The following is a 14,525-nucleotide window of genomic DNA, read 5'->3' as shown; positions in this document are numbered from 1 at the left end:
GCGCGATGATCCCCTCGCGCGCCCTCGTCCTGCTCGCGATCGTGCCCCTCGGGCTCGCGGTGGCGACGCTCGTCGATCGCACGCTGCTCCTGCCGATGCTCGCCGCGGACGCGGGCATCGCGCTCTGGGCCGCGATCGACGCGCTCCTCGCGCGGAGGCCGCTGGTGACGGTGAGGCGCCACGCCCCCGCGGTGCTCTCCATCGGGCGCCTCAACCTGATCACGCTCGAGATCCGCTCGCTCTCCCGCCGCAAGCTCTCGATCGAGGTCGCCGACGATCTCTTCGATCACGCCGAGAGCGACGACCTGCCGGTGAAGCTCGAGCTCCCGCCCAGGGAGCGCGCGACGGCCCGCTACCACGTGCGCCCCACCCGCCGCGGCGCGCACACGCTCGGCGATCACCACGTGCGCTACCTCTCCCCGTCCGGCCTCTGGATCCGGCAGGTCACGGTGCCGGCCGAGACGCCGGTCAAGGTGTACCCCGACGTGCAGGCCGTGCGCACCTTCGAGCTCATGGCGCGCCAGGATCGCGATCCGTCGGCGCTGCGCGCCTCGCGCAAGCGCGGCGGCGAGAGCGAGTTCGAGCGCCTGCGCGAGTACCGCCGCGGCGACGAGTTCCGCTCCATCGACTGGAAGGCGACCGCGCGGCAGAAGAAGATCATCAGCCGCGAGTACCAGCTCGAGAGCAACCAGAACCTCCTCTTCCTCCTCGACGCGGGCCGCCTGATGACCGCGCAGACGCAGGGGCTCTCGCTCTTCGATCACGCGCTCAACGCGAGCCTGATGCTCTCGCACGTCGCCGCGCGCGGCGGCGACCGCGTGGGCCTGCTCGCCTTCGCCGACGGCATCAAGAGCTACGCGCCCCCGGTGAGCGGCGCGGGCGCGGCCAAGCACGTGCTCTCCGCGGGCTACGACCTCTACCCCGAGCTCGTCGAGACCAACTACGGCGCGGCGTTCCAGCACGTGGGCCTGCGCGTCCGGAAGCGGAGCCTGATCGTGCTCTTCACGCAGGTCGTCGACGACGTCGCCGCGAGCGAGCTGCTCCGCCTGATGCGCGGGGTGATGCCGCGCCACCTGCCGCTCATGGTGCTGCTGCGGGACGTGGAGATCGACGCGCTGGTCGAGGGCGGCGACGCCGACCCGTACACGCGCGGCGCCGCCGCCGAGCTCTCGAGCTTCCGCGACCGGCTCGTGCGCGACCTCAAGAACCACGGCGCGCTGGTGCTCGACGTCGCGCCCGGCCAGCTCACCGGGCAGCTCATCAACCGGTATCTCGAGATCAAAGCGCGCCATTTGCTCTGATCTGCGCGGCGGCCCTGGCGCCCATTGCTGCTCCAGCAGCAATGGGCGCTGATCCATTGCTCCTGCACGAGCACACCGGCGCCGGCCCGAGCGGCCGATCAGGGCTCAGCGCGTCACATTCGGCGGGGTGATCGCTTTAAGATGAGCCCATGTCCAGCGAGCAACCCGAGCCGTCTCTTCCCCTGCCCCGCGCCGAGCTCCGCGGGGCGAGCCGCGTCCTCGACGCGCTGGAGCGCGCCGGCAACAGGCTGCCTGATCCGGCGGTGCTCTTCGTCCTGCTGGCCGCGGCGGTCGTGCTCCTCTCCACGGCGCTCGCGACGCTCACGTTCAGCGAGATCGACCCGCGCACGAAGCAGCCGCTCGTGATCCACAGCCAGCTCTCGGGCAAGGCGATCACCGAGTTCCTCTCGACCATGGTGCAGACCTTCACGAGCTTCCCGCCCCTCGGCGTGGTGCTCGTGGCGCTGCTCGGGATCGGCATCGCCGAGCGCTCGGGCTTCATCAACGCCGGCCTGAAGAAGGTCCTCGCGGTCACGCCGAGGGCGCTGCTCACGCCGATGCTGATCCTCGTGGCCATCGCGAGCCACACCGCGGCGGACGCGGGGTACGTGCTCGTCATCCCGCTCGGCGGCGTCATCTTCCAGGCCGCCGGCCGGCACCCGCTCGCGGGCATCGCCGCGGCGTTCGCGGGCGTGTCGGGCGGCTTCAGCGCGAACTTCATCCCGTCGAGCCTCGACCCGCTGCTGCAGGGCCTCACGCAGGCCGGCGCGAGCATCCTCGACCCGAAGCGCACCGTGAACCCGCTCTGCAACTGGTTCTTCTGCAGCGCCTCCTGCGTCGTGATCGTCGCGGTCGGCTGGTACATCACCGATCGCGTGATCGAGCCGCGCGTCGCCCGGACCCCCGTGGACGCCGCGCCCGAGGCGGAGCAGCGCATGACGGCGGCGCTCACGCCGCGCGAGGCGCGCGCGCTCTGGCTGGCCCTCGCGTCGATGGCGGCCAGCGTCGCGCTGCTGGTCGCGGCGAGCGTGCCGGCCTCGTCGCCGCTGCGCGCCCCGAGCGGGCAGCTCACGGTCAGCGGCGCGCCGCTCATGGGCGCGATCGTGCCGCTCATCTTCCTCTTCTTCCTCGTCCCTGGGCTCGTCTACGGCTATGCGGCCGGCACGTTCACGAGCCACCGCGACGTCATCGACGGCATGAGCAAGACGATGAGCACGATGGCCTATTACCTGGTCATGGCCTTCTTCGCCGCGCAGTTCATTTACCTCTTCAACCGCTCGAACCTCGGCGCGCTCCTCGCGCTGAAGGGCGCCGCGGGGCTGCAGGCGATGGCGCTCCCGAGCGCGGTGACCATCGTGGGCGCCATCCTGCTCACGGCGATCACCAACGTCCTCATCGGATCCGCGTCGGCGAAATGGGCGTTGCTCGCTCCGATCCTCGTGCCCATGCTCATGTCGATCGGCATCTCGCCGGAGCTCACGCAGGCGGCGTACCGGATCGGGGACTCGACGACGAACATCATCTCACCGCTGATGGTGTATTTCCCGCTCGTCGTGGTCTTCTGCCAGAAGTACGTGAAGGGCACGGGGATCGGCACGCTCGTCGCGCTGATGGTGCCTTACTCGGTGACCTTCCTCGTCGCCTGGACGCTGTTCCTCCTCGCGTACTGGCAGCTCGGGCTCCCGCTCGGGCTGGACGCGCCCTATGTCTACCCCTGAGAATGGACCTCTCCGGGGCGGCCGCGCACGAGCCCGCCCTGGAGCCACGTCCTGTCGCACGGCGCCCGGCGCGACGAGGCGCTGGCCCGGGCGCGGCTCCTGAGCCCGGCCCGTCGAAGCGGCGAGGGAGCGCGCTTACGGGCAGCCGCCGCCCGGACAGGTGTTGCAGGTGACGGTGATGCCGCCCGCGGAATCGTCGACGCGGCACGCGGGACAGCCGGGGTCCGCACATTCGCAGGTGACAGGGCCAGCTCCGCAGGGATTGGCGATGCACGTCCCGAAGAAGGCGCCGCCCTGGATGACCGAGCAGATCTCGCCGGGCATGCACTCCTGGCTGTCGGTACAGGGAAACGCGGCGCAGGGTCGCGTCTCGAGCGTCCACCCCGACACCAGGCAGGTCGCGACCGTACGCTGGCCATCTTCGCAATCGCCATAGAAACACGAGGGGCCGTTTTGCTGCCGGCACTCCGCCTCGGACACCGGAATGGCCTCCGGGCAAAGCGCGGTCGGAGGTGGTCCGCCGGCGCCGCTGGTGGTCGTGCCGCCGGTCTGCGAGCCTCCGGTGGTCGCGCCGCCCGTGCCCGCGCCGCCGGTCGTCGCGCCACCCGTGCTCGCGCCGCCCGAGCCGCCGCCGCCATCCAAGCTCCCGCCGGATCCGGACGTCGCGCCGGCCCCCGCGCCTCCGCTGCCCCCCGATCCGCTTTCGGCGCTGGAGCTCTCTCCGCCACAGCCATGGAGCGCGGCGAGCACCAGTACAAAGCTACCACGAACGTGAATAAATGCGGTTCCTGACATGGGCAGAGCGATTAACAAGCCGTGTACCAAGCGGTTAATTCCACGGGAATCCGAGCAGCTCGTGGCGCTCCTGTGCCGGCCGGCCCGATCCAGACGCCAGAGGACGCCGACGTGGTGGCACACTCGTGCGCTGCTCGTGCTCGCGTGAGCGAGCGCCGCGCCCACCGGCGTGTCCTGAGGACATGATTGGATGGAACATCGCAGCAGCGTCGTTCGCCAGGTAGGCGCAGGCCGGCTGGCTGCGCTCGCGCTCCTCGCCTGAACGCCGACGCGTTCGTCCCTGCCACCGATGTGGACACCCGTTCCTATGGAATGTACATTCGTCCATATGCCGACCCCTCACGATCCCCGGTCCATGCGCGAGCGGATGCTCGCTGGCGACCTCTACATCGCCGACGATCCCGAGATCGCCGAGCAGAGCGCGGCTGCGCTCGATCTCATGGCGGCCTACAACGCGACGTCGCCACGGCAGCGCCCGCTGCGCCGCCGCTTGCTGGAGCAGCTGCTCGGCGCGATCGGCGAGGGCACCGAGATCCGCCCGCCGTTCTACGTGGACTACGGCTCGCGCATCACCCTCGGGGCGCGCTGCTTCGCGAACTTCGGGCTGGTCGCGCTCGACGTCGCGCCGATCACGATCGGCGACGACGTGCAGATCGGCCCGAACGTGCAGCTGCTGACGCCGACCCACCCGGTGGAGCCCGAGCCCCGGCGGCAGAAATGGGAGGCGGCGAGGCCCATCACGATCGGGAACAACGTGTGGCTCGGCGGCGGCGCCATCGTGCTTCCGGGGGTGACGATCGGCGACAACACCGTGGTCGGCGCGGGCTCCGTCGTGACGCGCGACCTGCCGGCCAACGTGGTCGCGGTCGGGAACCCCGCCCGCGTGATCCGCGCCCTCGACGCCGCCGGGGCCGCACAGGCGCCGGGCGAGGCGCGGGGGTGACGGAGGCGCGATGAGCGCCGCCAGGGCGAGGCGCGCCGCCCCCGCGCGGCGGGCCCGCCGCCACGACCCAGGGCGCCGGGAGCGGCTCCTTTCGACCGCGCTCGACGTGATCGCCGAGCAGGGCGTCGCCGGCGCGTCCCACCGCTCGATCGCCCGGGCCGCCGACGTGCCGCTCGGCTCGACCACGTACCACTTCGCCTCGATCGACGAGCTGCTCGCCGCGGCGTTCACCCGGCACGCGGATGCCGTGGCCACCCGCTTCGAGGAGCAGATGCGCGCCGCGTGCGACCGCGGGGCCGCGGTCGAGCTCCTCGTCGAGCACCTCACCACGGCCCTGCTCGGCTCGGAGCGCGACCTGGTGCTCAGCGTCGAGCTCTACGTCGCCGCCGCCCGGAGGCCCGCGCTGCGCGCCGTCACCCAGGCCTGGATGCTGCGGAGCCGGCGCGCGCTGGAGCTCCACTTCGACCCGGTGACCGCGCGCGAGCTCGACGCGCTGATCGAGGGCCTCGTGCTGCACAGCGCCCTGTCGACGGATCCCATGGCGCCCGAGCAGATCCGGCACGCCATCCGCCGCTTCACCCGCTGACCTCCCGCAGGAGATTGCCCGTCAGGGGCGAGCGCTCGCCCGTCACTTCAGCACGACGCGGACGAGCGCGAACTCCGACCCGAACCAGCCGCTCGTCGGCCGCGAGTACGTGATGTACTGCACCCGGCCGCCGTCCTCCTCGTACTCCGCGTGGTGGACCGAGTCGTACGGCGCGCGCTCCTCGGGGGCCGTATAGAGGGTGGCCTCGTCCGACCAGGGGCCGGTGAGGTCCGGGGCGGTGCGCGCCACGATCCTGTGGTCGAACGGGGGCGAGTAGACAGCGAGCCACGCCCCGAGGTGCTCGCAGTACGAGACGGACATGATGGGCGCGCCGTCGAACAGCTCCGCGGCATCCCCGGCGTCGTCGCTCCAGCCATCGCCGTCGAAGTAGCGGAAGGCGCCCCGGTCGAGGGGCGTCTCGAGCGGCACGCGCGCGAGGCGGCACGGCTTGGACAGGCCGCCGTCGCACGCGAAGGTGTACAGGTCGTCGCCGTAGGCGACCAGCGCGGCGCCCCAGCCGGGCTCGCCTTCCCCGAAGAGCAGGTCGGGGTGCTCGGCGCCCGCGTCCACGATCGGCCGCTCCGGCGCCTCGTCGAGGCCCCCCCAGATCGCGAACGACTGGCCCACGCCGCGGAAGTTGAAGTCGCCCGGCTCCGCATAGATGAGGCCATACGGGATCAAAGCGCGGTCGCGCGCCGCATCGAACACCGGCGCCCCGGGCCACACCGCCCACCGGGCGCCGCACGGCGCCTCGGCGCAGTCATCACCGGCGTGAGCGTCGTTGAACGCCTGCTCGCCCGCGGTGGGCGCGATGAAATACCCCGGCGCCCCCACGCTATCGGCCGGCGAGGAGAAGCCACCGATGCCGTCCGACGCGTCGAGATCGTCCGAGATGTCGAACGAGTTATGGTGCCAGTTGGTCCCGGCCTCGTCAGCGTTGGTGAGAACGGTATCGCCATAGACCCAGACCGACTTGCCCCACGCGACAGCGCTGTCCCCACCGTCGCGCCCGTCGATCCACGAGCTCTTCTCGATGACGCCGATCTCCTCGGCAGACTCGACGCCTGGGCCCGGCTCCCCGCCGCACGCCGCGACGACCAGGAGCGCCAGGACCCTGGCGACGGAACGGCAGGGTGCGGTGGATCGGAGCAAGGTGCACATGACACCATCATCTCACGACAGCCGACCGTGCAGCTCGGCGGAGCAGATTTTGGCCTTCTCAGGCCATCCGCCGGACCATCCTCGTGTGCGGGATCCCCGCCTCGTCGAAGATCGGCCCGTCCTCGACGAAGCCGAGCTTGCGGTAGAACGCCGCCGCAGCGACCTGGGCGTTCAGGACCAGCGCGCGCGCGCCCTCGGCCCCGGCCACGCGGATCGCCTCCTCCATCAGCCGCCGCCCGAGGCCCGCGCCGCGAAGGTCTTTCCTTACGGCCACGCGGCCCACCTTGAGCGCGCCCTCGTACGGCACGATCCGCATCGTCGCGACGACCTCGCCGCCGTCGAGGACCACGAAGTGTTGCGCGACGGCATCGAGCTCGTCGATCTCGATGTCCTCGGGCACGGACTGCTCGCCGACGAAGACCTCGCGCCGGAGGCGGAGCGCGCCGGCGTAGAGCGGCGAGTCGCTGCGGATCGGGAGGACGTCGCCGGCCATGCCCGCTTCGTGCGCCGTCTCGGGCGCCGCGTCCACCCGGTTCAGCGCGCCTTTTGACTGCTCCGCGCAGCCGCCCCGGCCTCGGAGGAGCTAGCCTGATCGGACCGTGAAGATCATGACCTTCAACATCCTCTTCGGCGGCGAGGATCGGTTCGAGGCGATCCTCGCGATCGTCGCCGCCGCGCGCCCCGATCTGCTCGTCCTCCAGGAGTGCGTGGGCTGGGAGGACGGCGCCCGGCTCCGGGCCGTCGCCGAGGCGATCGGCGCGCCCGCCGGCGAGCGGCACGCCGTCCTGGGCAACGCCAACCCGCGCCCGAACGGGAGGCGCAACCACGTCGCCGTCGTCAGCCGGGCGCCGCTCGCCGGCGCGCGCGTGCACGCGCCCGAGGCGCTGGCGCACTGCCTCGTCGAGGTCGAGCTCTCGCTGGGCGGCGAGCCGCTCGTGGTGCTCGGCACCCACCTCAACGCCGGCAGCGAGGATCGCCGGCTCACCGAGGCCCGCTGGCTGCTCTCCCTCGTGCCGCCCGCCCGGTTCGCCGCGGGCCTCTGGGCGCTCGCCGGCGACCTCAACGCGCTGTCGCGCCGCGACCCCTACCCCGCGGACCTCGGCGCGCGCCTCGCGGCGGCCGGCATCGAGAAGTACGGCAGCCCGCCGCGGTTCGACACGATGGATTCGATCGAGGCGTTCGGCTGGGCCGACGCCCTGCTCCTGAGGCCGCGCTCCTCGCGCTGGTTCACCGCGCTGCGCGGGCGCGACGGCGCGCAGGTGGAGACGCGGACCGACTACGTGCTGCTGTCGCCGCGGCTCGCCGGCCGGCTCGCGCTGGCCGACGTCATCGACGTCGGCGCCGCGTCCGACCACCACGCGGTCGTCGCCGAGCTCTCCTGACGCCGCGCGCCGCGCGGAGGATCCGTCCACGCCTCTGCACCTGCAACAGCGAAGCACCGTTCGCTCAGCGATCCTCACGGCCAGCGCGGCGGCGGCGGCGCCCGAGCAGCGGACGGAGCGCCGGTGTGACCGGGTCGGACCGGGACGACGCCACTGGAACAGCACACGATGCGATGTCTTCGGCTCGCCAGCGGCCGACAACATGATTGAATCGGCGGTATCGCGCGCGACACGCGCGGGGGCTCCGGTACGCAAACGCTTCGGTCCGCGCCATGGATTCACCCTACCGCCTGCACGCTGGCAGCATCATCGGCGGCGACTTCGAGATCGTGCGCCCGCTCGGCTCGGGCGGCATGGGCAGCGTCTATCTCTGCCACCAGCGCAGCACCGCGCGCCAGCGCGCCGTGAAGGTCATGCACCCGGTGCGCGCCGTCGACCCCGAGGAGCGCCGCCGCTTCGAGCGAGAGGCGCGGGCGCCTGGGCTCATCGGGTCGCCGCACATCGTCGAGGTGCTGATCGCCGGCGTCGACGGCGTGACGGGCCTGCCCTACCTCGCGATGGAGCTCCTCCAGGGCGAGACCCTCTCCGCCTGCGTCGAGCGCGCAGGCCCGCTCCCGATCGCGGAGGCGCGCCGCGTCCTCGGGCAGCTCGGGCGCGCGCTCGAGGACGCGCACGGCGCGGGCATCGTTCACCGCGATCTCAAGCCCGAGAACGTCTTTCTCGAGGAAGCCGGCGGCGGCGCCGCGCCGCGGGTCAAGCTGCTCGATTTCGGCATCGCCAAGATCATCGCCGACGCGCGCGCCTCGCTGACGGCCGCCGTCGGCACGCCCCTCTGGATGGCCCCCGAGCAAGCGCGCGAGAGCCAGGGGGCGCTCCCCCAGAGCGACGTCTGGGCCTATGGGCTCCTCGCGTTCTTCGTCCTCACGGGCAAGCCCTTCTGGCAGGGCCGAGACGTCCCGGCGCTCCTCCGGGAAGTCCTGTTCGAGCCCATCCCCACCGCGAGCCGGCGCGCGGGCGAGCTCGGACTGCCGCCCTTCTTCGCCGGATTCGACGCCTGGTTCGCTCGCTGCGTCGAGCGCGACCCCCTCGCCCGCTTCACCAGCGCGTCCGCGATGTGCCCTGTCCTCGATCGCCTCCTCGACGGCGCCGCGCGCGTGGCGCCGACCGCGCCGACCGCGCCGGCGTCGACCGCGCCGGCGTCGCGCCGCCGCACCTCGCTCCCGCCGCCGGAGGCGTCGCTCGGCGCCGCGGCGGCGCGTCGCCGCAGCTCGCTCCCTCCGCCCGAGGCCTCCCCGGCCGGCATGGTCACGGCGAGGCCGCCCGCCCCGGTCTCCGCCTGCTTCAACAGCACGCTCGCGGCCCCGCCGCTCAGGGATCACGACGATCCCGCGCCGCCCGCGAGCTCGCCGCCGCCGCGCAGCGAGGGGGGAAGCAGGGCGACGAGGCCTTTCCTCCACGCGCTGGACGAAGATCACTGCGTCGCCACCTGGAAGGGCCTCCTCTTCCAGATCTGGCGCCGGCACACCACGGCAGCCGCGGTGAGCGAGGTCCGGAGCATCCTGCGCGAGCGCGGCAGCGAGCTGCAGGCGACGCTGGTCATCCTCGAGGAGAACACCGTCCCGGCGGGGCGGGAGGTCCGGAGCTCGCTGGCGGAGCTCTCCAGGGAGCTCGCGGCCCGCGGCATGTGCGCCGCGCTGGTGTTCGAGGGCCACGGCTTCAAGGCGTCGCTCGTGCGCAACGTGGCCATCGAGTTCATCCTGCTGAGCCGCTCGCGGCTTCGTTACGAGGTGTTCAGCACCATGGACGACGCCGTCGCCTGGCTGATGCGCAATCGCCCGACGCGGGACTGGCTCAGGGAGCTGCCGGGGGTCACGGAGGCCCTCCGCCGCGAGGTGGCGGCGCGGGCGTCGCACATGCCCTAGCGAGGAGGCCGGGCGCGCCGACCCGGGACGAGCGCGGCGGCTCGCCGGGCGCGCTCCGCGATCCTGCGCGCCGCCTTTCGGCTACGCTCGCCGCGCGACCTCTCGCGGGAGGAGGAAGCAGGAGGAGAAGCGAGCGTGGTGGATCTGCCGATCATGGACCGTGCGCCCGGGGACGACGCGGCGGCTCGACGCGACCGCCTGCTCGCCGCGCTGCTCCGCGGGCCGGACGCCCTCGTGCTGCTCCGCTGCGACCCGGGCCTGGCGTTCCTCGCGGGCAGGTCGGCGCCCCTCCAGATCGCGCTCGTCACGGCGCCGGGGGACCCCACGGCCGACGAGATCCACGCCCTGCTCGAGCCGCTCGTGAAGGCGGTGCGGGCCGGCGGGCCGCCGACGCACGTCGTGCTGGTGGGCGGCGGCGCTGCCCCAGGCCAGGCCGCGCTCGCCAAGGTCGCGCCGTTCGTGCAGCCCGTGCCGATGGGCTTCCACCACCTCGACGCGGCGGGCGAGCTCGCGCGCGTGAAGGGGCAGGCCCTTCCGGCCCTCGAGCGGGCCCACGAGCGCCTCGCCGAGGCGGGCCCGCTCGAGCCCGAGGCGCTCGCCGAGGCGCTCGCCGAGGGGCAGGCGCTCGCGCAGCAGGAGCGCGCGATCGTCGACCGGCTGAGGGGCAGCCGCCGCGTCACGGCGACGCTCATGATCGCGTGCGCCGCGCTCCTCGCCGTGAGCTACGCCTTCGGCCCGGGCACCCACGAGGCGGCGCTGTGGCGCATGGGCGCCAACAGCGGCGAGGCGGTGCGCCATGGGGAGCTCTACCGGCTCCTCGCCTCGGCGTTCCTGCACGCCGACCCGATCCACCTCTTCGTCAACATGCTGGCGCTGTGGTCCTTCGGCCCGATGCTCGAGGCGCTCCTCGGCCCGCGGCGCTTCCTCCTGCTCTACGGGGCCTCGGCGCTGGGCGGGTCGCTCGCGAGCGCGATGCTGGAGGACCGGTGGAGCGTCGGCGCGTCGGGCGCGATCTGGGGCCTCATGACGGCCGGCATCGGCGTCGCGCTCCGGCCGCACGGGCTGCTGCCCCCCGCGATGATCGCGCAGATGCGCAGCCGCGCGTGGCTGCCGCTCGGGATCAACCTCGTCTACAGCTTTCAGCCCGGCGTCGACCTGCTCGCGCACCTGGGCGGCGGCGTCGTCGGCTTCGCGCTCGTCGTCACGGTCCTCCCCCGGGGCCTCACGCCCGTGGACCGGCGCGAGCGCGCGGCGGACGCCGAGCCGAGGCCGCGCCCCCTCCTCACGGCGGCGGCCGCCCTGACCGCCGCGGCGATGGCGCTGTCCGTGGCGACGGCGTTCGCCGCCGGCCGCCCGTGGGAGCTCCGCGCGCCGCCGGCGCTGACGCGCACCGCGGTCGCGGACACGGGCGTCGCCCTGGACCTGCCGGAGGCGCTCGCGGGCGCCGCGTCCGTGGAGGAGCTGTCCGGCGTCCGCTTTCACACGTACGGCAAGCTGCCCCGGACGCCCGTCGTGTTCCAGGTCGCCGTCTTCCCGCTCGAGGGCCCGGTGCCGCCCGATCAGCTGGACGACCTCCTCGAGCAGGAGCGCAAGGTGCTCGACGAGCAACGGCCGGCGAACACCGTCACGAAGGGCCCGGCGGCGCGCGTCACGCTGGGCGGGCGGCCGGCGGTGAGCGTCAAGAACGGGCTCAAGAACGGCGTACAGATGGTGAGCTACGTCGTCGTGCTGGGGGACCGCGAGGTGATGCTCCAGGCCTACTCGACGGCGGATCGGCCGGCGACATGGGAAGGGATCGAGGACAGGGTGGCAGCGACGATCGGAGCGCAGTAACACGCGGCGGGCGGCGCCCGCGGCCGGGGCCGGGGCCGGGGCCGGGGCCGTCAGCGAACCACCTTGCGGAGGTAGCGATCCCGTGGAGCACATGAATTCTCTGATGCAGCCGATCGGCCACCCTCTCCCCGGCTGGACGCCGCGGCCGCTGCCGCCGCGCGAGATCCTGCTCGGGCGCACGTGCCGACTCGAGCCGATCGATCCCGAGAGGCACGCGGCGGACCTCCATGCGGCCAACCTCGCGGACGCGGAGGGGCGGGGCTGGACCTACCTGCCCTATGGGCCCTTCGCGACCCTCTCGGACTACCGCGCCTGGATGGACGCCACGTGCCTGGGCGATGATCCGCTGTTCCATGCGATCATCGACGCGACGACCGGACGGGCGGTCGGCGTCGCGGCGTACCTGCGGATCGACCCCAAGAGCGGCGTCATCGAGGTCGGGCACCTCAGGTACTCACCGCTCCTTCAGAGGACGCCTGCTGCGACGGAGGCGATGTACCTGATGATGCGGCGGGCGTTCGACGAGCTCGGCTACCGGCGCTACGAGTGGAAGTGCGACGCGCTCAACGCGGGCTCGCGGGCGGCGGCGGCGAGGCTCGGGTTCCGCTTCGAAGGCGTGTTCCGGCAGGCCGCGGTGGTCAAGGGGCGCACCCGCGACACCGCGTGGCACGCGATCATCGACAAGGAGTGGCCGGCGGCGAAGGCGGCGTTCGAGCGCTGGCTCGATCCATCGAACTTCGACGGCGCGGGCCGCCAGCGGCAGAGCCTCTCCGCGCTGATGGGCGCGGAGGACCGGCGGTAAGCGGGGGTGACCGGGCGGCGGCGAGGCGGCGCCGCGTCGCCCGGTGGTAGGGTACTTTGGCCGAAGGTGGCGTCTTTTAAACCGCCAAGACGCCATGAGACGCCAAGAAAACAAGAATAATCTTGGCGTCTCATGGCGTCTTGGCGGCTCCATCATTCCGGCAGAATGGGGGAATTCCCCACCACCTGCATTTCATCCCCACACCACGCGGTCGAAGTCCGGATCGATCCCCGGTCGGATCGCGTCGGCCCAGGCGCGACGTTCGTCGATCTCGTACTCGAGCGACTCATCGGCGAAGGCCTCCTGGACCTCCTCCCATCCATAACCCGGGCCCTCCGTCGTCCGCAGAACGTGGGTCTGCGTCCAGTACCTCACCGCCGCGCGCGCCTCGCCCGACCCAATCCACGAGAGCGCGGCCCGCACGGCGGCCGACTCCTCGAACGTGGCGGCGTCGTCCAGCGCGAGCAGGAGCTCTCGAAGGCACCACGCCTGACCGAGCGCCGCGAGCGCTGCGGCGACGTCCGTCCGGACCGCGGGCGTGCTCGATCGCAGCCCCCGGCGGAGCGCGGCGAGCGCGTGCGGAGGCGCATGCTCGAGGAGCAGCAGGGCAAGCTCGCCGAGGAACGGGTTGCCCAGGTAGCCCTCGACGACCTCGACGCGCGCGAACGCCAGCACCACCTCGACCGCGCGATCGCGCTCGATCCCGCGGCGCAGCAGGTACCGGGCCGCGGCGTGCACGGCGTAGGGATGATGCAGCGCCGGGTCCGCGCGGGCGAGCAGCCTGCTTACCGCCGGGCAGACGGGGTAGTCCGGGTGGACGTCGAGCCGCTCGATCGCGCGCCCAGAGGTCGCGTTCACCGAGGCGTCGATCAGCCCCGCGCACACATCGACGAACTCCGCCGGATCGAGCGCTGCCTCGAGGGGCTCGATGAACGCGCTTGCCGTCGCCTCGCTCGCGATCCCCGCGAGCAAGTACCGCCTGTAGGCCTCGCGCTGCGCGGCGGCACGCGCCTGGGTGGCCGCCGAGGGCCGCTCGACGGCGAGCAGCTCGTGATCACCGAGGTGCTCCGCCCAGCGAGCGCGGAGGGACGCGTCGGAGAAGTCGATCGAGGCGAACGCCCCGGCGTTCTCCTCGATTTCAGGGGCGACGCGGAAGACGTGCCCGCGCTCGTTGACGACGAGCAGTCCCTCCCGGGTGAGCTCGCGGATCGCGGCGGCCATGACGTCCGCGGTCGGAAGATATGCGAGCAGGCGCCGCTCGGGGAGCGCGGGGCAAGGGAGGCTCAGGATGCGCTGCGTGAAGAACCAGGGATCGATCGTGAGACCGTTATCGCCGTGGTCGTCGACGTCGATCGTCTCGCCGTCGGGTGCGGTCAGGCACAGGCCGATGCCGTGAAAGTAAAACTTCCAGCCCGGCATGCCCGGTACGTCGCCACGGCGGGAGGCATGAGAGAGGCGCTCACGCTGGACCCGCACCAGCCAGCGCTGCCGAGCGACCTGCCGCGCGAGCGCCACGAGGAGCCACGCGTGCCACGGGTCAGGAGGCGGACCGGCGGCGACCGGGCCCGCGGCTAGGACGGCGCGAACTGCGACGAGGACGGGATGCACAGGCGTCGTCGTGACGCGGCTGAGCGTGCGCGGCAAGGCGGGGGGGGCGGGCGTCGACGTGAGCGCTGGGGGGCAGCTTCATCTCGTCGGCCACGAGGCGATCGCGGGTTCGCGGCCAGTACTTGGGCGGCAGCCTGTCTCAAACCTGCTGGCATTGCCCGCTACACCGAAGGTACCAGGCAGGTCACGCTCCATGACCTCATGTGCTGCCATCCCATCGAATTCATTGCTTTTATGATCCAGCGGGCAACACATCGCCCCTTCAACGCCCGCGCGCATGGCTCAGCCAAAGCATGTATTTCTTGGGCCGATTGACGCACCTCGCCACTGTCCGACCCGGCCCGATCAGCTGGTTGATCCGCCTGACGATTTCGAGGTCCCCGCTGAGGAATCGGCCGTTCCGGCGCCGAGCTTTCCCGCTGCGTGAAGTTCAAGGAGCCGCTCGTATGCGCCTTCGAACGACGCAAGGCTTTC

12 protein-coding genes are annotated in these 14,525 nt (G+C 72.4%); 8 read left to right on the top strand and 4 right to left on the bottom strand.

The window, feature by feature from the left end:
* Positions 1-5: 5 nt before the first annotated feature.
* Positions 6-1,301: a DUF58 domain-containing protein gene (locus tag WMF27_RS07105; RefSeq protein WP_437769676.1), complete on the top strand. Its 1,296-nt coding sequence runs from the start codon at positions 6-8 to the stop codon at positions 1,299-1,301.
* Positions 1,302-1,450: 149 nt separating this feature from the next.
* Complete coding sequence (locus WMF27_RS07100) at positions 1,451-3,019, top strand: AbgT family transporter (protein WP_437769677.1); 1,569 nt, start codon at positions 1,451-1,453, stop codon at positions 3,017-3,019.
* 135 nt (positions 3,020-3,154) lie between these two features.
* On the opposite strand, the gene WMF27_RS07095 is transcribed toward WMF27_RS07100, so the two are convergent.
* Complete coding sequence (locus WMF27_RS07095) at positions 3,155-3,769, bottom strand: hypothetical protein (protein WP_437769678.1); 615 nt, start codon at positions 3,767-3,769, stop codon at positions 3,155-3,157.
* A gap of 373 nt (positions 3,770-4,142) precedes the next feature.
* Here WMF27_RS07095 and WMF27_RS07090 point away from each other — a divergent pair, with 373 nt between their 5' ends.
* Complete coding sequence (locus WMF27_RS07090; protein WP_437944021.1) at positions 4,143-4,757, top strand: sugar O-acetyltransferase; 615 nt, start codon at positions 4,143-4,145, stop codon at positions 4,755-4,757.
* 10 nt (positions 4,758-4,767) lie between these two features.
* Positions 4,768-5,343: a TetR/AcrR family transcriptional regulator gene (locus tag WMF27_RS07085; RefSeq protein ID WP_437769680.1), complete on the top strand. Its 576-nt coding sequence runs from the start codon at positions 4,768-4,770 to the stop codon at positions 5,341-5,343.
* A gap of 42 nt (positions 5,344-5,385) precedes the next feature.
* Here the strand turns inward: WMF27_RS07085 and WMF27_RS07080 are convergent, their stop codons facing one another.
* Positions 5,386-6,504, bottom strand: a complete 1,119-nt coding sequence (locus WMF27_RS07080; protein WP_437769681.1) for a DUF4185 domain-containing protein — start codon at positions 6,502-6,504, stop codon at positions 5,386-5,388.
* 58 nt (positions 6,505-6,562) lie between these two features.
* A complete protein-coding gene (locus tag WMF27_RS07075; protein ID WP_437769682.1) occupies positions 6,563-7,033 on the bottom strand; it encodes a GNAT family N-acetyltransferase in 471 nt (156 codons plus the stop codon).
* Between the two features lie 79 nt (positions 7,034-7,112).
* Here WMF27_RS07075 and WMF27_RS07070 point away from each other — a divergent pair, with 79 nt between their 5' ends.
* The 4 genes from WMF27_RS07070 (at position 7,113) to WMF27_RS07055 (ending at position 12,443) form a co-directional block, all read left to right on the top strand.
* Positions 7,113-7,886 carry an endonuclease/exonuclease/phosphatase family protein gene (locus tag WMF27_RS07070; protein ID WP_437769888.1) on the top strand — a complete coding sequence of 258 codons (774 nt, stop codon included), beginning with the start codon at positions 7,113-7,115 and terminating at the stop codon, positions 7,884-7,886.
* Positions 7,887-8,158: 272 nt separating this feature from the next.
* Positions 8,159-9,808 carry a protein kinase domain-containing protein gene (locus WMF27_RS07065; protein WP_437769683.1) on the top strand — a complete coding sequence of 550 codons (1,650 nt, stop codon included), beginning with the start codon at positions 8,159-8,161 and terminating at the stop codon, positions 9,806-9,808.
* Positions 9,809-9,943: 135 nt separating this feature from the next.
* The gene (locus tag WMF27_RS07060; protein ID WP_437769684.1) at positions 9,944-11,641 is read left to right on the top strand and encodes a rhomboid family intramembrane serine protease; all 1,698 of its coding nucleotides are present in this window, start codon (positions 9,944-9,946) and stop codon (positions 11,639-11,641) included.
* Positions 11,642-11,732: 91 nt separating this feature from the next.
* Complete coding sequence (locus WMF27_RS07055; protein WP_437769685.1) at positions 11,733-12,443, top strand: GNAT family N-acetyltransferase; 711 nt, start codon at positions 11,733-11,735, stop codon at positions 12,441-12,443.
* Between the two features lie 192 nt (positions 12,444-12,635).
* On the opposite strand, the gene WMF27_RS07050 is transcribed toward WMF27_RS07055, so the two are convergent.
* Positions 12,636-13,919 (bottom strand): DUF6896 domain-containing protein, encoded by a 1,284-nt coding sequence (locus WMF27_RS07050; RefSeq protein WP_437944522.1) that lies wholly within the window; start codon positions 13,917-13,919, stop codon positions 12,636-12,638.
* Between the last annotated feature and the right edge of the window lie 606 nt (positions 13,920-14,525).

The organism is Sorangium sp. So ce281 (assembly GCF_051527395.1).
GTDB lineage: Bacteria > Myxococcota_A > Polyangia > Polyangiales > Polyangiaceae > Sorangium > Sorangium cellulosum_B.
This window is presented reverse-complemented; position numbering and strand designations above follow the sequence as displayed.